The organism is Chromobacterium sp. FG22 (genome assembly GCF_057809415.1).
On record NZ_JBMDJX010000019.1, the window covers coordinates 77291 to 96708 of the forward strand.

Consider the following 19418-nt stretch of genomic DNA (forward strand, 5'->3'; position numbering starts at 1 on the left):
GTTTACAAGGGGGCGGTTTGCGCCGCGGCCGTTTCGGCGACGGGGTCTTGATCCCCGCCGGCCTGGTAGAACGGCGCGTTCGAGCACGGCAGCGGCGGTAGTTGGCGGATCAGGTCGGCGATCTTCTCCGCCATCATGATGGTGGGCGCGTTCAGATTGCCGGTGACGATGCGCGGCATGATGGACGCGTCCACCACGCGCAGGCCGGTCAGGCCGTGCACGCGGCCCTGATGATCCACCACCGCCGTCGGATCGGCGGCGCTGCCCATCTTGCAGGTGCCGGACGGATGCAGCGCGGTTTCGGCGTGGGTTTTGACGAAGCGGTCGATCTCGCTGTCGCTGGCGACCTTGTCGCCCGGCTGGATTTCCCGGCCGCGGAAGGCGGAAAGCGCGCGCTGGCCGACGATCTCGCGCGTCAGCCGCACCGCGGCGCGGAACTCCCGCCAGTCGGTGTCGTGCGCCATATAGTTGAATTGCAGCAGCGGCTTGTCGCGCGGGTCGCGGCTGGCCAGCTTGACGTGGCCGACGCTGGGCGAGCGCATCGAGCCGACGTGGCATTGGAAGCCGTGCATCTTGACGGCGTGGCTGCCGTCGTAATTCACCGCCAGCGGCAGGAAGTGGTATTGCAGATTGGGGAAGGCGAAGCGTTCGTCGCTGCGGATGAAGCCGCCGGCCTCGAAGTGATTGCTGGCGCCCGGGCCGCTGCCGTTCAGATACCACTGAGCGCCGATGCGGGCCTTGTTCCACCAGCGCAAGGACGGGTATAGCGACACCGGACGCAGGCATTCGTACTGCAGATACATTTCCAGATGGTCCTGCAGATTGGCGCCCACGCCGGGCAGGTGGGCGACCACGCCGATGTCGTGGCGGCCGAGTTCGGCGGCGTCGCCGACGCCGGAGCGCAGCAGCAACTGCGGCGAGGCGATCGCGCCGTTGCAGACGATGACTTCGCGCAGGGCGCGAACGCGATGGCTGCGGCCGCCCTGCAGGTATTGCACGCCGACGGCGCGCGCGCTGTCGAACAGGATGCGGTCCGCCAGCGCGCGGGTCCGCACGGAGAAATTGGCGCGGTCGCGAGCGGCGTCCAGATAGGCCAGCGACACGCTGCAGCGCCGCCCCTGGGCGGTGGTGGTGCGGTCCATGGGGCCGAAGCCTTCCTGACGATAGCCGTTCAGATCGTCGGTGCGGGCGTAGCCGGCTTGTTCGCCGGCCTGGATGAAGGCTTCGAACAAGGGGCTGATGCCGGCCTTGGGCGTGGTGACGTGCAGCGGCCCGTCGCCGCCGTGGTAGTCGTTTGCGCCCTTGTCGTAGCTTTCCGCCTTGCGGAAATAGGGCAGGCAGTCGGCGTAGCTCCAGTCGCCCAGCCCGGGCAACTCGGCCCAGCCCTGGTAGTCCAGCGCGTTGCCGCGGATATAGACCATGCCGTTGATCAGCGAGGAGCCGCCCAGGCCCTTGCCGCGCGCCTGGGCCATGCGGCGTCCGCCCATATGCGGCTCAGGCTCGGTCAGATAGGCCCAGTTATAGGTGCGGCCTTGCAAGGGGTAGGCGAGGGCCGCCGGCATCTGGGTGCGCCAGTCCAGACGCCAGTCCGGGCCGCCTGCTTCCAGCAGCAGCACCTTGACGCCGCTGTCTTCGCTCAGCCGCGCCGCCAGCACGCCGCCGGCGGAGCCGGCGCCGACGATGATGTAGTCGAATTCCTGGGTGGTGCTCATCTTGATTCTCCTTATCGGTGAACGAAGGCGGTACCGGGTGAATGGACCCTCAGGCGCCAAACCACCCCATCGGCTTGGGCGCCAGATTGATGTAGCTGTGCTTGAGCTCGGTGTACTCGTCCAGACCGATGCGCGACAGCTCGCGGCCGATGCCGCTGGATTTGAAGCCGCCCCAGGGGGCTTCGGGGAAATAGGGGTGGTAGTCGTTGACCCAGACGGTGCCGAAGCGCAGCGCGCGGCTCATGCGGTTGGCGCGGGCCAGATCCCGCGTCCACACCGCCGCCGCCAGGCCGTAGGGCGTGTCGTTGGCCAGCTGCAGCGCTTCGGCCTCGTCGCGGAAGCGCTCCACGGTGATGACCGGGCCGAAAATCTCCTCTTTGGCGATGCGCATGTCGGCGTGGACGTCGACCAGCAGCGTGGGCTGCAGCCAATAGCCTTTGCGATAGCGTTCGCCGTCCGGACGGCCGCCGCCGTAGACCAGGCGGGCGCCTTCCTCCACGCCGGCGGAGATCAGGCTCAGGATCTTGTCGTGCTGCTGGGCGGACTGCACCGGCCCCATCTGAGTGTCCGGCTGCTGGCCGGGGCCGACGACGATGCGCGGCAGCCGTTCCGCCAGCCGGTTCACGAAGTCGTCGTGAATCTCGTTTTGCAGCAGCAGCCGCGAACCGGCCGAGCAGACCTGGCCGGCGTGGAAGAAGGCGGCGTTCAGCGCGTAGTCGACGGCGGCGTCGAGGTCGGCGTCGGCGCAGACGATGTTGGGGTTCTTGCCGCCCAGCTCCAGGCCGATGCGTTTGAAGTTGGCGCTGGCGGCGCGCATGATGCTGGCCCCCGCCTGAGCGCCGCCGGTGAAGGACAGCAGATCCACGTCGGGATGCTCCGCCAGTTCGGCGCCCGCCTCGGCGCCGCCGCTGACCAGATTGAACACGCCCGGCGGCAAATCCAGCTCGGTCAGCAGCTGGGTGAGGCGCCAGCTGCTGAGCGGGGTCAGGCTGCTGGGCTTGAGCACGACGCAATTGCCGGCACCCAGCGCCGGCGCGATCTTCCAGGCCGCTTGCAGCAAGGGGTAGTTCCACGGGGTGATCAGGCCGCAGACGCCCACCGGCTCGTGCAGGGTGCGGCTGATCACCTGCTCGGGCGCCGGGTTGACCTGGCCGCTTTCGGTGGCCACCAGGCCGGCGAAATAGCGGAAGGTGGCGGCGATGTCGCCCATGTCGGTGCGGCTCTCGCTCAAGGTTTTGCCGGTGTTCAGCGTCTCCAGTTCGGCGAGGCGCTCGCTGTCGCGCTCCACCAGTTGGGCGATGTCCAGCAGCAGGCGGCTGCGTTGGCGCTGGGTGACGAGCCGCCAGGGGCCGTGATCGAACGCCGCGCGGGCGGCGGCGATGGCGGCCTGCGCATCGGCGCGGCCGCTGTCCGCGGCGACCGCGATCTCGCTTTCGTCGCAGGGATTGAGAATCTGACGGGTTTGCCCCTTGGCGGCGTCGCGCCATTGGCCATCGATGAAGAGCTGGGTAGAGATCATGGCAGCCTCACGCAAGAGATGAAATTAACCATTGGTAAATAAATTTACCTTTGGTTTAATTGTAGTGTCGATTCGGCGCGGCCGGCAATCCGTAATCAGCTATGGTAATGATGGATGTATTGGGTTTGGCTATATCGGCGAGGTTCAAGCCGGGCCGGAGGCCGGCCTGGCTTGCTTGGCTGCCGGGCTTTTGCTTTGCTTCGGGATTTTTCCGGCCTGAGTTAACATGCCGGCTGACAGCCGTAGGCTGTGGCGCGCGCGCATCGCCGCGCCGTGTTCGCATTCAATTACCCAGGAGGCGCGGCCGCCGCCGCGACCAGTTGCGTGTCGTCAAATCAAGTCAGCCAAACCCTTGTTCCCGTCGGGGATGAAACCTTCGCCACCCGCCTGAAGGAGGTGCTGGGGCGCAAGCGCGTCATGCTTAAACAGGTGGCGGAAGCCCTGGGCGTATCGTCCGCCGCCGTGCACAAATGGACGCGCGGCGGGGAAATCGAATATCGCAAACTGCGAGTGTTGGCGGATTTTCTGGGCGTGAACTGGATCTGGCTGCGCTACGGCGAGCAGGCGGTGCTGGATCTGGCGACGGCGACGACGACGGATGCGCAATTGACGGAGATCCGCCGCAAGCATCTGGCGGAGATCATGGAAAGCGAAGCGCGGATGAAGTTCGCGCAGAAGGTGTCCGGCATCGTCACCTGGGAGTGGAACATCCTGAGCGACGCGGTGGCTTACTCCGCCAACGCCGAGCACTTGTTTGGCCGCCCGGTGCGCCTGCTGTCCGATTTCTGGCTGGCGCTGGATCCGGCCGACGCGCCGGCCTTGCGCGCCAAGCTGGAGGCGTGCCTGAACTCCGGCACGGCTTACGAGGCCGAGTTCCGCGTGCGCTGGCCGGCGGGCGACACGAGATGGATCGCCTCGCGCGCCACCTGCGTGCTGGACGCCGACCGCCGTCCGGTGAAGATGATAGGCGTCAGCTTCGACATCACCCAGCGTTGCCTGGCCGAGCAGGCCTTGCGTCAGAACCAGGCCATCCTGGACAAGGCGCAGTCCATCGCCCATTTGGGCAGTTGGTTCTGGGATGTGCGCAAGGACGACTGCATCTGGTCGGATGAGGCTTACCGGATTTTCGGCTGGCAGCCGCAGGCCTTCAAGGTGACGATGGAGCGTTACTTCGCCGCGATGGCGCCGGAGGACCGAGATCGCATCGATCGGGCCATCCGGCGGGCGATCGATGAGCGCCAGCCCTATTGCGTGGAGTACAGCATCCTGCTGCCGGACGGCCGCCGCCGCCAGATTCACGAGGAGGGCGAGGTTCTATACGGGGAAGGGCGGGCGGAGGCCATGATAGGCGCGGCTCAGGACGTCACCGACAGCCGGCAAGCCGCGGTGGCCTATAGCGAAAGCGAGGAGCGTTTCCGCGAGGTCTTCGAGCAGGCGGCGCTGGGCCTGGCGCATCTGGGCCTGGATGGTCGATGGCTCAAGGTGAATCGCCGCCTGGCCGAGATGACGGGCTACGCGCCGTGGGAGATGGAGGGGATGAGCTTCCAGCAACTGACCCACCCCGACGACCTGGAGGACAATCTGCTGCGGCTGGATCAGTTGCTGAGCGGAGAGGTCGCCAGTTTTTCGCTGGAGAAACGCTTGCTGCGCAAACAGGGCGGCCATGTCTGGGTGAACGTCAGCGCCTCGCTGAGCCGTCACCCGGTGAGCGGCGAGCCCTGGCATTTGATCGCCGCGGTGGAGGAGGTGGCCGCGCGGCGCGAGGCGCGCCGCGCGCAGGAGGAGGCCCGGTTGCGCAGCGAATTGGCGCTGCAGTCCATCGGCATGGCCAGTTGGGAATGGGATCTGGGCGCCGGGCGGCTGCGCTTGTCGCCGCAGGCCGCGCGGCTATTGTTCGGCGAGGCTTTTGAGGAGACGACGGAGCAGCGCTTTCTGGACGGTTTGCGCATCGCCTCGCGGCAGGGATGGCTGGACAGCCTGGAGGCGATTTTCAATATTTCCAGCCGCGCGCAGCTGGATGTGTCGTGGCATGGCGAGGGCGGCAAGACTTTGCCGCTGGTCTTGTCGCTGGTGGCGCAGCGCGGGAGCGACGGCGCGCTCAGCCGCCTGATCGGCGCTTTGGGCGCGCGCTGATCTCGGTCGCCTAGCGTTGAGGATGCATGGAACCAGCCGCTTGTCGGCTGGCTTTTTTGCGTCCGCCGTGGCTGGGTGTGGACTAATTGACTGTTGGTGAAAAAATTAACTTATGGTAATTTTTGGCCCTCGTCTGGCAAGGCAGATGGATTTCGTCTTGTTGCGTTCGAACCCAGAATAGGCGCCGCTGGAAGCTTGGGCGGCGTCCGACAACAGGAGCTGACGCGCTATGAACAGCATGCACAGACAGCGGTATCTTCGCCGCCGAACCCGCTGGGGTTATGGCTGGGCCTTGTGGGCGGCGGTGTTGTGGGGCGCATGGTATGTGCCCGGCGCCGCGGTGTGGCACGAGGCGCCGCTGGCCGGGCTGACGCGGGGGCGGCCCGAGTGGTTTCTGATGGCGGCCGCGGTGTTGACGGCCTTTCACGCCTGCCTGGTGGCGGCGTTTCAATTGTTGTGGCTGGCGGCCTTGGGCAAGCTGGCCGACTTCTTCCGCACGCTATGGCGCTTCGGCGGCATTTCCAAGTGGTATTTCCTGGCCGCGGTCTTGGGCGGCCTGATGGCCAATTTCGGCTCATATCTGGCGATGGGTTATGTGGGCGCGGTGTTCGCCGCGGTGGCGGGCCTGTTGTATCCGGTGGTGGGCGCGGCCTTGGCGCGTTTGTGGTACCGCGAGCGGATAGATCGGCGCGCGGCGCTGGGCATCGCGGTCATCGTGCTGGGCGGAGCGGCGATTTACGCGCCGGGCCTGCTTGGGGACCTGAGCGGCGACGGCGACGCGCGCTGGCTGGGCTATCTGGGCGGCGCGCTGGCGGCGCTGGGCTGGGGACTGGAGGGCGCCATCGTCGGACGGGCGATGGATGTGACCGATCCCGATTGCGGGGTGGCGATCCGCTATCTGGCCGAGGCCCTGTATTGGCTGCTGCTGATTCTGCCGGCGCTGGCCTGGCTGACGCCCTTGCCGGTGTATGCGCTGGCCGGCGAGCTGTGGTCGTGGCGGCCTATGCTCTATCTGACGGTGGGCGGGCTCAGTTTCGCTTTCTGCGCCGTGGCCTGGTACAAATCCTTTCCCTTGATCGGCGTTGGGCGCGGCCAGGCGATCGGCGCTTTCTACGCGCTGTTCGCCACCTTGTTCACCGCCGCGTTCACTTTGAATTTTCCCGAGTGGCATTTTCTGATCGGCTTGGCCCTGGTGATTCTGGGCGGCTTCGTCATGGTGTCGGACAGCGAGCGCCATCCCGGCGCGGTGCGCAATGTGGAGGGCGGGGCGTGAAGGTGCACATCAAGGGTTTTATCCTGCAGGCTTTGGCCAGGCAGCCGGGCTTGTGGGATGTGGATCTGGCCCGGCGCATCTGCCGGGAGTACCGCAAACCGGAAGACGCCTACTGGCTGGGCATGGTGAGGGCCTGCCTGGCGGATTTGAGCGCCAGCGGTCTGGTGGTGGCCTTATGCGAGCGTTGGCAGGAGGAGGGCGCGCGCCTGTTGTTCAATTATCGGGTCAGCGAGTTCGGGCTGGAACGCATGCGGCAGACCGGTTTGGTCTAGATGCCCGCGCAAAGCCTCGCGAGCAAGAGCGAGACAAGACGATAACGGCTAGAAGGCGGAATGTACTCGTGGCGCATGAGCATGTCGAAGACGGGTTCAAGGCCCGGTTCTGGCCATATCGCCGACGCGCGGCAGACATTGAACCGCTTTTGAAGGAGAAGGGCATGTCCGACTATTGGGGTTATGAAGGCGCATCCACGCTGGCGATGGTTGTGATTGTGGGTTTGAGCCTGGCGGCTTTATTCGTCGCCAGGCGTTATGTGAGAACGCTATAGCTCTGAAGGCAGGCCCTGCGCCGCGCGCGCATTCCGTTTTCTCCGCCGCAAGGGCTTGTCCCGCCCTTGCTCTCAGGCTTTGAACCGACTTTACAGTTGCGCGGCGTAGGCTTCCAGCTGCGCCAGCACGTCCTGAGCTTTTTCGCTCAGCTCGCCGGCGCGGGCTTCCTCCAGTTCCTGGCGGAATTGCCGGACATCGCGGCCGGGTCCGCCGTTGAGCTTGGCTTGACGCCATGTCTGCCAGCGTTCTTGCTCTTCGCCGGACAGGGAGCGTGGGAAGTTGCGCGCGCGGTAGCGGAACAAGAGTTCGGCCAGCTGCGGGTCTTCGAAGAAGGCCATCTCGCCGGTCAACTGGTCGGCCGACATGCGGCGCAGCTTGGTCAGCACTTTGCGATCGTTGTTGGAGACGAAGCCGCCGTAGAGATTTTCGTCGACGTCGCGCGGCTCGCCGGTTTCGCGCTTATACACCTTGCGCCAGACCGGGCTCAGATCCGGCAGCGCGCCGGCGTAGTCGGCGTGGCGCTGAACCTGCTCCATGTCCACGCCCCAGTGCGCGGCGCGCTCCGGGCTCAACACCTTGAGGTTGGCGACCACGAACGGCGATTTATTGATGTGCACGGTTTTGAGCGGCAAACGCTGCACGCCTTCCGGCAAATCTTCGCTGCGGGTGTACAAGCGCTCTCGGATGGCGTCCGGGCCCAGGCCTTGCAGTTCGCGGGGGTCGTGGGCCAAGTCCCAGACAATCACCTCGTTGGCGTTGTAGGGGTGGGCCGCCAGCGGCCAGACCACGGCCATATTGCCGCGCTCGGCGCCGTACATGCCGGAAACGTGCAACACGGGTTTGGGCGCGTGGAGGCTGAGCTGGACCTTGACCGCGTCTTTCTTGCGCAGGGACAGGTAGAAGTCGAACAGCTTGGGCTGGTGTTGTTTGATCAGGCGCGCCAGCGCGATGGTGGCGCGCACGTCGGAGAGGGCGTCGTGGGCGGCTTCGTGCGCCAGGCCGTTGGCGGCGCTCAAATGCTCCAGTTTGAAGCTGGGGCGTCCATCCTCGTGCTGCGGCCATTGGATGCCGTCCGGGCGCAGCGCGAAGGTGGCGCGGACCAGGTCCAGCAGATCCCAGCGGCCGCATTGGTTCTGCCATTCGCGCGCATAGGGGTCCATCAGATTGCGCCAGAACAGGAAGCGGGTGACTTCGTCGTCGAAGCGGATAGAGTTGTAGCCGACGCCTATGGTGCCCGGCGTCGCCAGCTCGCGTTCGATCACGCCGGCGAATTCGTGCTCGGCCACGCCGTGCTGCAAACACCATTGCGGGGTGATGCCGGTCAGCAGGCAGGCCACCGGAGACGGCAGGTAGTCGGGCGCGGGCCGGGCGTAGAGCATGACCGGTTCGCCGATTTCATTCAGCTCGGCGTCGGTGCGGATGCCGGCGAACTGCGAGGGGCGATCCTGGCGCGGCACGGCGCCGAAGGTTTCGTAATCGTGCCAGAAGAAGCTGTGGTTGGACATGGCGGCAACAATGCGGTGAAGTTGGCCGCATTGTCGCACCCATGGCGCGGCAGGGCCAGCCGCGCCGTTCCCCGCCGCGTGTTAATCCATCCACGAGGGCTTGCGCGTTTCCAGCATGGCCTGAACGCCCTCGCGGCCTTCCTCGCTCAGGCGGATGGCGACAATGCGCTGGATGCAGATTTCCATGCCGTCTTCCCCGACGCCCAGGCCGGCGATGTCGGCCAGCAGCCGCTTGGCTTCCAGCATCGCCGCCGGGCTGTTGATCAGCAGATGGTTGATCAGGAAGTCCACCGCCATGTCGAGCTCATCGCTTTCCACCACCTGATGCACCAGCCCCAGGCGTTTGGCCTTGCCGGCGTTGAAACGCTCCGCGGTCATGAAGTAGCGGCGCGTCGAGCGCTCGCCGATGGCGCGGACCATATAGGGCGCCACCAGCGCGGGGATCACGCCCAGCTTGACGTCGGAGAAGCTGAACAGCGCTTCGGAGCTGGCGATGGACACGTCGCAGCAGGCGACCAGCCCCGCGCCCAGACCGAAGGCGGAGCCCTGTATCTTGGCGATGGTGGGCTTGGGCAAGGTGTCCAGCGTGCGCAGCAGCTTGGCCAGCAGGCGGGCGTGGCGCTCCAGTTCCTCGCGGCCGAAACCGGCCATCCGTCGCATCCAGTCAATATCATGGCCGGCGGAAAAGCTGATGCCGCTGCCGGTCAGCACCACGGCGCGCACGCTAGCGTCTTCGGCCAGGGTTTCCAGCATCGCGGTCAGCAGGCCGACGCTGCTGTCGTCCAGCGCGTTCAGCAGTTCCGCGCGGTTGAGGGTGATGGTGGCGATTCCCTTTGAATCAACGGCAAGCAAAACGGACTCGGCGGTCATTCGGTTCTCCTTGTTCTGATGATGGCCGTTTCAGCCGTGGCCAAAACGGATAATGCTGCGGACAAAGGCGTCCGCGGCCTCGATGTGCAATACATGGCCGGTGCCCGGCAGAGTTTCCAGCTGCGCGCCGGGCAGCCGTTCGCGCAATAGTTCGGCTTGATACAAGGGCGTCAGGCGGTCTTCGTCGCCAACCAGTATATGGCAGGGCATGCTCAGCTCGTGCAGCCAGGTGCGCGCGTCGTGCTCGGTGACGCCGGCGATCAGACGTATCACCGCGTCCCAGTCCACCATGCCGGCGATCAGCTTCATATCGTCGAGCATGGCGGCGTTGCTGGCGAGAAATCGGCTGGAAAACAGCCAGGGCACGCTGACCGCGTAACGCAAATCCAGCCCGCCGCTGCGGTTGGCCGCAATCCAGCTGTCGCTGATATGGTTGTTGACGCTGTCGGCCCAGGCCAGCGTGGCGGCCAGCAGCAGCCGCGACACGCGCTCGGGATGACGATGGGCGAAGTGCTGCGCCACCATGCCGCCGTAAGACAAGCCGGTGAGATAGACCTCCGCAATGCCCAAATGATTCAACAGACCGGCGGCGAGGTCGGCTTGTTCGCTGAGCGGATATTTGTCGCCGCCGGGGCGGTCGCTTTGGCCTTGGCCGAGAAAGTCGAAGCGCAATAGCTGGAAGTGCGGTTCCAGCTGCGGCTGCAGCAGGGCCCAGGCGGCGGTGGACATGGTGATGCCGTTGAATAGCGCCAGAACTTGGGCGCCCTGTCCGCTGAGTTCGTAATAGACCTTGTGTCCGGCGATTTCGGCATAGGGCATGGCGGTATTCCTTTGGTCAGGCGTTGCGCGGCGTCAACATGCATGCTTCATTCTAGAGCGCGTCGGCGTTTGCGGGGCAATTTGCTGGCGACGCGGACGCGTGGCGAGGACGCGGCGCCGCGCGCGCCGGTCTGCCTGCGGTGGAAAAGGGTAAAGTGTTTGACGAATTAAACAATGATGGTGGGGTTTTCGCCGCCGGCGTCTTAGGGAGAAGGGCCGGGTTTTCGGGTTTGACCGGCCAGCCTGGGTGAGGCGCGCGCGCCACAGAGGCGATAAATTTTCGAGAGCGTTTGCACTAGATATTGTCAAATTTATTAAACGTGGCATAGGCTTCTGTTCAAGACTAAAACGACAAGGGCGCTCGCCGTCGTCGCGGCCGCCGGGCCGTGTCCGCATTAAGCGCCGTACAGAGGAGACATCATGTTGGCAATAGGCACGGCGGTGGCGGCATGGCCACGCGCTCTCGCGGCGGGACCGCCGGCCGGCGCGGGACGCCGGACGGATTCTTGAACCCATGCGCGCGGGCCCTGGCCGGCGCGATCATCCAGCAAGGCATTCGATTGCCGCCGCGCCGCCTCGAGACGAGGCCCGCGCGGCGGACGCAGCCGGCCCGCGCCGCTGCGGAATTGCAATAGAGGGAACGACTCAATGACGCAAGCTATTGCCGCCAAACCGGCCCAGGCCGCTTTTTCCGCCCACAACGCCCAGGCCGCCGGAACCCAGGCCGACGCCGACAAGGCTTATCTGCGCATTGCCGGCGTACTGAAAAAGTTCGGCGATCATGTCGCGGTGGATCATGTGGATCTGGATATCCGCAGAAATGAAATCTTCGCCCTGCTAGGCAGCTCCGGCTGCGGCAAGTCCACCTTGCTGCGCATGCTGGCGGGCATGGAGACGCCGACTTCTGGCCGCATCATCCTGGACGGGGAGGACATGCAGGGCCTGCAGCCGTACGAGCGGCCGGTGAACATGATGTTCCAGAGCTACGCCTTGTTTCCGCACATGACGGTGGAGCAGAACGTGGCGTTTGGCCTGAAACAGGACAAGGTGCCGCGCGAGGAGATCGCGGAGCGGGTGGGCAAGATGCTAGATCTGGTGCAGATGCGCAAGTACGCCAACCGCAAGCCGCATCAATTGTCCGGCGGCCAGCAGCAGCGGGTGGCGCTGGCGCGCAGCCTGGTCAAGCGGCCCAAGCTCTTGCTGCTGGACGAACCTCTGGGCGCTCTGGACAAGAAGCTGCGCCAGCAGACCCAGCTGGAGCTGGTCAATACCATCGAACAGGTGGGCGTGACCTGCATCATGGTGACCCATGATCAGGAAGAGGCGATGACCATGGCCAGCCGCATCGGCATCATGAGCGAAGGCTCCTTGCTGCAGGTGGGCACCCCGTCCGAAATTTACGATTACCCCAGCTGTCGCTTCACCGCGGAATTCATCGGCGAGAGCAATATTTTCGAGGGCGCGGTGGTGGTGGACGAGCCGGACCTGGTCGAAGTGCGCTCGCCGGAGCTGGGCGGGGACATCCGCATCGACCACGGGATTACCGGCCCCAAGGGCATGCACGTCTGGGCCAGCATTCGGCCGGAAGACGTGAGGCTGGACATCAAGCCGTTGCCGGCGGGCCCCAATGTCGCCGCCGGCGTGGTGGAGGACATCGCCTATCTGGGCAGTTATTCCATCTATCACGTGAAACTGGCCAGCGGCAAGGTCGTCAAATCAGTGGTGCCGTCTTCGCGCTGGTATGATGCGGGCGAAACCGCGCCGACCTGGGGAGATCCGGTCTTCGTCAGTTGGCGCCAGGATGTACCGGTGGTGTTGACGCGCTAGCGCCCACGCACGCGCCGCAGCGGATGCCGCATGGCATCCGCTTTTTCTTCTCTTTCCCGAGGCGTTTGGTCCGCCCGGCTTTGGCCGCCATTCCTGTTTTCATTGAGAGGTCTTCATGCTTAGCTTTGCCCATCAGGCTCACGCTCCATCCTATTACGCCGCCACCGCTCTGCCCTGGGAGCCCGGGGCGGCGCTGGAAGGCGTCGTCGACTGCGATGTCTGCGTGGTGGGCGGCGGGCTGGCGGGCTTGTCGGCGGCGCTGAATCTGCGCGAGCGCGGATTCTCCGTGGCGCTGCTGGAGGGGGCGCAAATCGGCTTCGGCGCCTCGGGGCGCAACGGCGGACAGGTGATTTCCGGATTCGCTTGCGGCGTCGACACGCTGCGCGCGCAATTGGGCGACAGCCTGGCCAAGCAGATGTGGGACATGTCGGTGGAGGCGGTGGACATCATCGAACAACGGGTGAACCGGCACGGCATCGATTGCGATTGGCGGCGCGGCTATGTCAGCGTGGCGGTCAAGCCGCGGCATATGCAGGAGTTGGAGGACTGGCAGCGAGAGGCGGCGCAGGCCTATGACTATGGCGGCATGCAGCTGTGGGACCGGGACGAACTCAGGACCCGGCTGGCCAGCGATCGCTACCAGGGCGGGCTGTACGACCCGCGCTCCGGCCATCTGCACCCATTGAACTACACGCTGGGCCTGGCCCGCGCCGCGCGCGAGGCGGGGGTGGCCATTTACGAGCAAAGCCCGGCGCTGCGTCTGAAGCGGGGGGCGCGGCCGCAAGTGGCGACGGAGCGGGGCGTGGTCAATTGCGACCAGCTGGTGTTGGCCTGCAATTCCTACATCGGCGCGCTGGTGCCTGAGCTGGAACGGCGTATCATGCCGGCCGGCACTTATGTGATCGCCACCGAGCCCTTGGGGAAGGAGCGGGCCGAGGCCTTGATCGCCAACGATATGGCGGTGTGCGACACCAATTTCGTGCTGGATTACTATCGTCTGTCCGCCGACCACCGCTTATTGTTCGGCGGCAAGGTCAGTTACTCCGGACGCGAGCCAGCCCATTTGGCCGACGGCATGCGCAGCGATATGCTGCGGGTGTTTCCGCAACTGGCCGACGTCAAGATCGACTATGCCTGGGGCGGTTTTTGCGACATCACGGTGAACCGCGCCCCTGACTTTGGCCGTTTGGACGGCAATGTCTATTATCTGCAAGGCTTTTCCGGGCACGGCGTCAACATCACCGGCCTGGCCGGCAAAGTGGTGGCGGAGGCGGTGGCCGGAGACGCTTCGCGCTTCGACCTGTTCGCCAAGATTCGTCATAATCCCTTCCCCGGCGGCAAATGGCTGCGCACGCCGGCCTTGGTGCTGGGCATGGCTTATTTCCGGATGCGGGATTATTTATAAGCGGGCGTCGCCGTGCCGCGGACCCTGGGCAGCCTTCGCGCTGCCTTTTTATTTTTCAGGTGGGGTCCAGATAATCGTAGCCGCCCCAATCCAGCGCGTAGGCGGTATGGTTGTCCGCGGTGCGGACGGGTTTGAGCAAGCCGTTTTGCTGCATGTAGACTAGGTGCTCGTGAACGTCGGCCGCGCTGTATTCGCCGCCGGATTCGCGCGAGAGCGCCTGAAACAGTTTGTGTTCGTCCAGATACTGGATGTGCATGGTCTGCAGCAGGCGTAAGGTGCGGAAAATCAAGGTTTCATTGCGGGTCATGACAGCGGATATTTTATTTTTATGACTATTCATTTATCTGACACTTTAGTTTGGCGCGTCAAGAAATATGACATTATTGTTTCAAGGGCCGGGGCATGACGACGGAGCGCCCTGATTCGCCTTGCATCGCCGTGTGTTCCACCGCGGTGGGCGACGATATCTGCCGCGGCTGCGCGCGCAGCTTCGACGAGATCTCGCAGTGGTGCTTCATGGACGCGGAGGAGCGGGAGCGGGTGTGGTTGCAGCTGCCGCTGCGTCAGCGCGGATTGAAGATCGCCGCGGTGTTCTCCTGCCTGCCGGAGCTTCATCAGGGCGAGGACGGGGGCGAGTGGATGAGCGTGCCCTGCCTGCCCTTGTGGTTCCGCATGGAGGGGAACTGCCTGCGCTGGCTGCGGGCGGGAGAGCCGGCGTGTCAGCGCGATTGCGCCGGCTGGAGTCCGGCGCAGGTGGCCGCCTTTTTGCGCGAGCAGGCGGGCGTTGAATAGAACGAGGGGAAGGCGATGGCGCAGGACAGTTCTTTGACCGAGTTTTGGGATGTGCGTTATCGCGACGGCGTGACGCCTTGGGAGGGCGCGCGGCTGAGTCCGGAGGCCCTGGCGTTTTTCCAAGCTCAGCCTGCCAGTCGAATCTTGCTGCCCGGCTGCGGCAGCGCCGGAGACTTGCCTCTGTTGCTGGACTGCGGCCATCAGGTGCTGGCCGTCGATTTCAGCGCGCAGGCGGTGGAGATCGCTCGCGCGCAGTGGCCGCAGGCGGCCGCCCATATTCGGCAGGCGGACTTTTTCGCCGTTGAGGAAACGCCGTCTTTCGACATGGTGTTCGAGCGGGCCTTTCTCTGCGCGTTGCCGCCCCGCCTGCATGCCCGCTATGCGGAAAAGATGGCGCGCTTGTTGCGCCCCGGCGGCGCGCTGCTTGGAGTGTTCTTTATCGCGGACACGCCGCGGGGCCCGCCGTTCGGCTTGGGCATGTCGGCCTTGAGCGCTTTGCTGGAGCCGGCTTTCGTGTTGGAGAGTTGCGCGCCGCAGGCGGAGGGCGTGCCGGTGTTTGGCGGTCGGGAGTGCTGGATGGTGTGGAGAAGGCAACACGGAAACGGGGATTTGTAATACATTGACATGGCCTATTTGATGATAATCAATAGTCAGCCAACTATTCCAAAAACAAGGCCGCTATCGCTTAGCATGGCTGACTGAAGTCAATAAACAACAATAATTCTAGATAACAGCGACGGGCGGGCCCGAAGCGCCGGAGGGCGCGGGGCCGGCACCAGCCGCTGAACGGGATTGCGGAGCAAGAGGAGAAGTCATGCAGTGGTTCTGGCGCGTGTATACCCTGGTGGAAAAGACTTTCTGGGATACGTTGACCAAGAAATTGTGCAGTTTCTTTTTCATCAGCGTGTTTCAGCTGGGCATGGTGGCTTATGTTTATTATGTGCTGGAAAACATACGGAGTTCGCTGAAAGGGCAAGTCGCTTCGCCCCAGGTGTTGGCCGGCATCGAGTCCAGCATCGACGGCGCGCTGTTTTGGACGATGGCGCTGTGGGTGGTCAGCGTCGCTTTCATCGCCTTCATGGTCTGGTATCTACGCTTTCTCATCGTCAGACCGCTGAAAATGATTATCCGGATTTTCAATGAAATCGGCGCCGGCGAGGGGGATTTGTCCAGAGACATTCCCACCATCACCCATGACGAAATCCGCGAATTGTCGCTGTCGTATAACCGTTTCCTGCTGAAAATGCGCGAGATCATCAGCAATGTGCGGCTGATGACGGTGCGGATCGCGATGGATTCGGCGCGCACCCGCAAGAACGTGGTCGAATCGCTGGAGGGCGCGCGCAAGCAGGATCAGCTGGCGACGCAGGTCCGGGCCGCCAGCGATCAGAGCACCGAGGGCGTGGGCCAGGTTACCGAGCAAACCCAGGCGATCTCGTCCACCACGCTGGCCAATCTGGATGTGGCGCGGGAATCCTACGCCGAACTCAAGTCCGTGGCGGAGAGCATCTACGGCATCAACCAGAAAGTGGGGCATTTCAATCACACGGTGGATGATCTGAGTCAGCGCTCCTCCAGCATCAAGACCATTGTCGATCTGATCAAGGACGTGTCGGACCAGACCAATCTGCTGGCCTTGAACGCCGCGATAGAGGCGGCGCGGGCCGGCGAGAGCGGACGCGGTTTCGCCGTGGTGGCCGATGAGGTGCGCAAACTGGCCGAGCGGGTTAAAAAGGCCACCGACGAGATTTCGCATAATATCGACGGCATGTTGGGGCTGGTGTCGGAAACCCAGGTGGAAACCGCGCAGATCACAGAGGACACCAAGTCGGCGCGGGAGATCGTCTCCAAGGCGTCCGACCATTTCAGCAAGATGATGGGAGACTTCGAAACCACGGCGAGCAGTCTCAGCCAGATCGCCGCCACCATGTCGGAGTTCGTCGCCTCCAATGGCCAGGTCAATCTGCATGTGGCGGAAATCCACGAACTGGGCCATCAGGTGACGGACCGTCTGAACCATACCGAAGACTCGGCCACCAAATTATCCGGTGCGGCGGAGCAGGTGCAGCAACTGGTGGCGCGCTTCATTCTGGGCGAGGGCGAGTTCGACCAGATCATGCAAACGGCCCGCGAGGCGCGGGATGAATTGCAAACCATGATGGCCGCGCAACTGGCCGCGGGCGTGGCGCTGTTCGATCAGAACTACCAGCCCATCGCCGGCGCCAAGCCGGCCAAGTTCCGCACTCAGTACGACGCCAAGCTGGAAAAACTGATGCAGCCGGTGTACGACCGCGCCGCCAAGTCCGTGCCCGGCGGCGTGTTCTGCCTGGCGGTGGACACCAACGGCTACGCGCCGACCCACAATAGCTGGTATAGCCAGCCCTTGAGCGGAGATGCGGCCAAGGACCTGATCAACAGCCGCGACAAGCGCAAGTTCGCCGATGCCGCCGGTTTGCGGGCCGCGCGCAGCACGCAATCCTTCCTGCTGCAGACGTATACCCGCGACACCGGAGAGGTGCTGTCGGAAGTGGTGCTGCCCATCATGTTGTCCGGCAAGCATTGGGGCGGCTTCCGCCTGGGCTTCAACCCGGAGCAGCTGTTGGAGGCGCTTGGGCGCGGAGCCGCTCGGACTTGAAGCGGCGCAGGTCGGCAGGAAAGCAAAACGGAGGCCGCGGCCTCCGTTTTGTTTTGAGCGTCGCCTCAGATCTGCAACGGGCTTAGCAGGGTGATAATGCCCAGGCCGGCGAACAAGAGCGCGGCAACGGTGTGCACCAGCTTTTGCGGCAGCTTCTTCGCGGCCACCTCGCCCAAGAGCACCGCGGGCACATTGGCCAGCATCATGCCCAGCGTCGTGCCGGCCACCACCAACAGCAAGGCCTCGGGAAAGCGCGCGGACAGCGCGACGGTGGCCAGCTGCGTCTTGTCGCCCATTTCCGCGATAAAGAAAGCGATACAGGTGGTGCCGAACACGCCGAAGCGCTCCATGAGCCGGCTGTCTTCATCCAGCTTGTCCGGAATCAGCATCCAGCCCGCCATGGCGAGAAAGGAAAGACCCAAGCCCCAACGCATGAAGTCCGGTCCTATCTTGCTCATCAGCCAGTGACCCACCGCGGCGGCGGCGAAATGATTGAGCAAGGTGGCGACGAAGATGCCCAGAACGATGGGCGTGGGTTTGCGGTAGCGGCCGGCCAGCATCAGGGCGAGCAATTGGGTTTTGTCGCCGATTTCAGCCAAAGCGACGATGCCGGTGGAAATAAGGAAGGCTTCCATGAAAACTCCGGGGGCTGCGCATACGCCATGACAAGCCCGCGCCGCAGCCCCGCGTTGCGCAGACATGTCATGGGTCTTGCCAAACGGAAGTTTTCGTCGCATGCGCCATGGCCGTGATGGCCAAGCCTGTTGACGCATGCCGGCGCTGAAAACCGCGCCGAGGCTACTCCCCCAGAACCAGCCGATTCTAAATCAGTTGGCGTAGCGGGGCAATCTCCGCTCTTAGAGTTGAGACGTGCACTGCGGGCATCGAGAAGCTTTTTCCGGAATGCTGGACACGCAGAACGGGCATTCCTTGGTGGCGGGGGCCGGCGCGGCGGCCGGTTCTTCGCGCTTCAGCCGATTGATGGCCTTGACCAGCATGAAGATGGCGAAAGCCACGATGGTGAAGCTGACCATGGCATTGATGAACAGACCGATATTCAGCGTGACGGCGCCGGCCTGTTTGGCCGCGGCCACGGACACATAAGGCCCAAGCTGTTTGCTGCCTTCTTTTAGCACGAAGAACATATTGGAGAAATCGACGTTGCCGATCAACAGGCCGATTGGGGGCATGATCACATCGTCGACCAGCGATTTGACGATGGCGCCGAAAGCGCCGCCGATGACGACGCCGACCGCCAGATCGATGACATTGCCTTTCATGGCAAATTCTTTGAATTCTTTAATAATGGACATGGTTGGCCTCTGTTTAAATAGCGTTAAGCATTATAGGACATTCGGCCGCCGTCGCTCCACCGCGGGTCTTTCTATCAGGCGGCTGAGCGTGAGCGGACGGGCAGGCTGCCAAGCAAGGCGCCGCCAAGAATGAGCACGATGGCGGTCAGAGCGACGGCGTTCAATTGACCCTGGCCGCTGCCTATCAGCAGCAAGGTGGACAGCAGCGGCGTGGCGTAGGACAGGGAGCCTATCTGCCTGGGGTCGCCTTCCTTCAGCGCGCGGTCCCATAGAAAGAAGGCGCCGCCCATCGGCCCGATGCCGAGCAGGATCAGGGTCAGCCATTGGCCGGCGCTGGGGGCGACGCTGGGTTCGAACAGGGCGTGACACAGCAAGGAGAGCAGGCCGGACAGCAGGCAGAAGCCGCCCACCGCGCTATTGGGAAAGCTGGGCAGTCTGCGGGTCAGCAGGCTGAAGGTGGACCACACCACGGCGGCGCCGATGGCGAGCAGATAGCCGGCGAGATGGCTGCTGGACAAGGCGAGCTTGCCCCCGCTGACAATCAGCGCCGCGCCGCTGAAGCCCAGCGCGCCGGCCAGGATGTGGCGGCCATGCAGCACGGTGCCCGGCACCAGGATGGGGGAGAGCATGACGATCAGCAGCGGCCACAGGTAATTCAGCAGATTGGCTTCCATCGCCGGCGCGTGCCGAAACGCGAAGAACAGCAGGAAGTGATATCCGAACAAGCCGTAGATCCCCACCAGCAGGGTGGGCATCGGGACTTTCCAGTCGCGGTAATGGCGCAGGCTGAGCAGGCTGCCGATCAGCAGACAGACGCCAACGACGAAGAAAGGGGGAAGCGAGCGTGTTTGAGCGCCAAGCGCGGCCAGAGAGGCCCAGAGCAGGATGGCGCCCCCGGCAAAGGCAATCGGTCTGGGAATCATTATTATTCCAATGGGGAGGGTGGGCCGATTGTAAAACGGAAGCGAAAATGGAAAAAGCCACAATCCGGAGATTGTGGCTTTTGAAATTTTGGCTCCCCGAGCAGGGCTCGAACCTGCGACCTGCGGATTAACAGTCCGTCGCTC

At 64.0% G+C, this 19418-nt stretch carries 17 protein-coding genes and 1 riboswitch; of the genes, 8 read left to right on the top strand and 9 right to left on the bottom strand.

The window, feature by feature from the left end:
- Positions 1 to 2: 2 nt before the first annotated feature.
- Both betA and ACODSD_RS17650 read right to left on the bottom strand, forming a co-directional pair.
- The gene (betA, locus tag ACODSD_RS17645) at positions 3 to 1712 is read right to left on the bottom strand and encodes a choline dehydrogenase (RefSeq protein ID WP_488877936.1); all 1710 of its coding nucleotides are present in this window, start codon (positions 1710 to 1712) and stop codon (positions 3 to 5) included.
- A 49-nt stretch (positions 1713 to 1761) separates the two neighbouring features.
- Positions 1762 to 3231, bottom strand: coding sequence for an aldehyde dehydrogenase family protein (locus tag ACODSD_RS17650; RefSeq protein WP_488877937.1), 1470 nt, complete (start codon positions 3229 to 3231; stop codon positions 1762 to 1764).
- 324 nt (positions 3232 to 3555) lie between these two features.
- Here ACODSD_RS17650 and ACODSD_RS17655 point away from each other — a divergent pair, with 324 nt between their 5' ends.
- From ACODSD_RS17655 to ACODSD_RS17665, 3 genes are all read left to right on the top strand, one after another.
- A complete protein-coding gene (locus ACODSD_RS17655) occupies positions 3556 to 5364 on the top strand; it encodes a PAS domain-containing protein (RefSeq protein WP_488877938.1) in 1809 nt (602 codons plus the stop codon).
- Positions 5365 to 5593: 229 nt separating this feature from the next.
- The gene (locus ACODSD_RS17660; RefSeq protein WP_227107247.1) at positions 5594 to 6637 is read left to right on the top strand and encodes a DMT family transporter; all 1044 of its coding nucleotides are present in this window, start codon (positions 5594 to 5596) and stop codon (positions 6635 to 6637) included.
- Positions 6634 to 6909, top strand: coding sequence for a hypothetical protein (locus tag ACODSD_RS17665; RefSeq protein ID WP_107798394.1), 276 nt, complete (start codon positions 6634 to 6636; stop codon positions 6907 to 6909). The genes ACODSD_RS17660 and ACODSD_RS17665 overlap by 4 nt, the downstream gene beginning before the upstream one ends.
- Before the next feature lie 365 nt (positions 6910 to 7274).
- Here the strand turns inward: ACODSD_RS17665 and sbcB are convergent, their stop codons facing one another.
- From sbcB to ACODSD_RS17680, 3 genes are all read right to left on the bottom strand, one after another.
- The gene (gene sbcB / locus ACODSD_RS17670; protein ID WP_253315033.1) at positions 7275 to 8690 is read right to left on the bottom strand and encodes an exodeoxyribonuclease I; all 1416 of its coding nucleotides are present in this window, start codon (positions 8688 to 8690) and stop codon (positions 7275 to 7277) included.
- An 81-nt stretch (positions 8691 to 8771) separates the two neighbouring features.
- Entirely contained in the window at positions 8772 to 9560 is a 789-nt protein-coding gene (locus tag ACODSD_RS17675) for an enoyl-CoA hydratase-related protein (protein ID WP_227107250.1), read from the bottom strand.
- Positions 9561 to 9590: 30 nt separating this feature from the next.
- On the bottom strand, positions 9591 to 10379 hold the full coding sequence (locus ACODSD_RS17680) for an alpha/beta fold hydrolase (RefSeq protein WP_488877939.1): 789 nt from the start codon (positions 10377 to 10379) through the stop codon (positions 9591 to 9593).
- Positions 10380 to 11027: 648 nt separating this feature from the next.
- Here ACODSD_RS17680 and ACODSD_RS17685 point away from each other — a divergent pair.
- Both ACODSD_RS17685 and ACODSD_RS17690 read left to right on the top strand, forming a co-directional pair.
- Entirely contained in the window at positions 11028 to 12206 is a 1179-nt protein-coding gene (locus tag ACODSD_RS17685) for an ABC transporter ATP-binding protein (RefSeq protein ID WP_107798400.1), read from the top strand.
- A gap of 115 nt (positions 12207 to 12321) precedes the next feature.
- Complete coding sequence (locus tag ACODSD_RS17690) at positions 12322 to 13611, top strand: NAD(P)/FAD-dependent oxidoreductase (protein ID WP_235089679.1); 1290 nt, start codon at positions 12322 to 12324, stop codon at positions 13609 to 13611.
- Between the two features lie 55 nt (positions 13612 to 13666).
- Here the strand turns inward: ACODSD_RS17690 and ACODSD_RS17695 are convergent, their stop codons facing one another.
- On the bottom strand, positions 13667 to 13918 hold the full coding sequence (locus ACODSD_RS17695; protein WP_107798402.1) for a hypothetical protein: 252 nt from the start codon (positions 13916 to 13918) through the stop codon (positions 13667 to 13669).
- A gap of 95 nt (positions 13919 to 14013) precedes the next feature.
- Here ACODSD_RS17695 and ACODSD_RS17700 point away from each other — a divergent pair, with 95 nt between their 5' ends.
- From ACODSD_RS17700 to ACODSD_RS17710, 3 genes are all read left to right on the top strand, one after another.
- The gene (locus ACODSD_RS17700) at positions 14014 to 14403 is read left to right on the top strand and encodes a DUF1289 domain-containing protein (protein WP_107798403.1); all 390 of its coding nucleotides are present in this window, start codon (positions 14014 to 14016) and stop codon (positions 14401 to 14403) included.
- A 33-nt stretch (positions 14404 to 14436) separates the two neighbouring features.
- Entirely contained in the window at positions 14437 to 15018 is a 582-nt protein-coding gene (locus ACODSD_RS17705; protein ID WP_488877940.1) for a methyltransferase domain-containing protein, read from the top strand.
- 199 nt (positions 15019 to 15217) lie between these two features.
- Complete coding sequence (locus ACODSD_RS17710; protein ID WP_488877941.1) at positions 15218 to 17038, top strand: methyl-accepting chemotaxis protein; 1821 nt, start codon at positions 15218 to 15220, stop codon at positions 17036 to 17038.
- Positions 17039 to 17103: 65 nt separating this feature from the next.
- On the opposite strand, the gene ACODSD_RS17715 is transcribed toward ACODSD_RS17710, so the two are convergent.
- From ACODSD_RS17715 to ACODSD_RS17725, 3 genes are all read right to left on the bottom strand, one after another.
- Positions 17104 to 17673, bottom strand: a complete 570-nt coding sequence (locus tag ACODSD_RS17715; protein WP_488877942.1) for a TMEM165/GDT1 family protein — start codon at positions 17671 to 17673, stop codon at positions 17104 to 17106.
- Positions 17674 to 17857, bottom strand: a riboswitch (yybP-ykoY riboswitch).
- Between the two features lie 38 nt (positions 17858 to 17895).
- A complete protein-coding gene (gene mscL / locus ACODSD_RS17720) occupies positions 17896 to 18351 on the bottom strand; it encodes a large conductance mechanosensitive channel protein MscL (protein ID WP_107798407.1) in 456 nt (151 codons plus the stop codon).
- Between the two features lie 74 nt (positions 18352 to 18425).
- Positions 18426 to 19274 carry a DMT family transporter gene (locus ACODSD_RS17725; protein ID WP_488877943.1) on the bottom strand — a complete coding sequence of 283 codons (849 nt, stop codon included), beginning with the start codon at positions 19272 to 19274 and terminating at the stop codon, positions 18426 to 18428.
- Positions 19275 to 19418 lie beyond the last annotated feature (144 nt).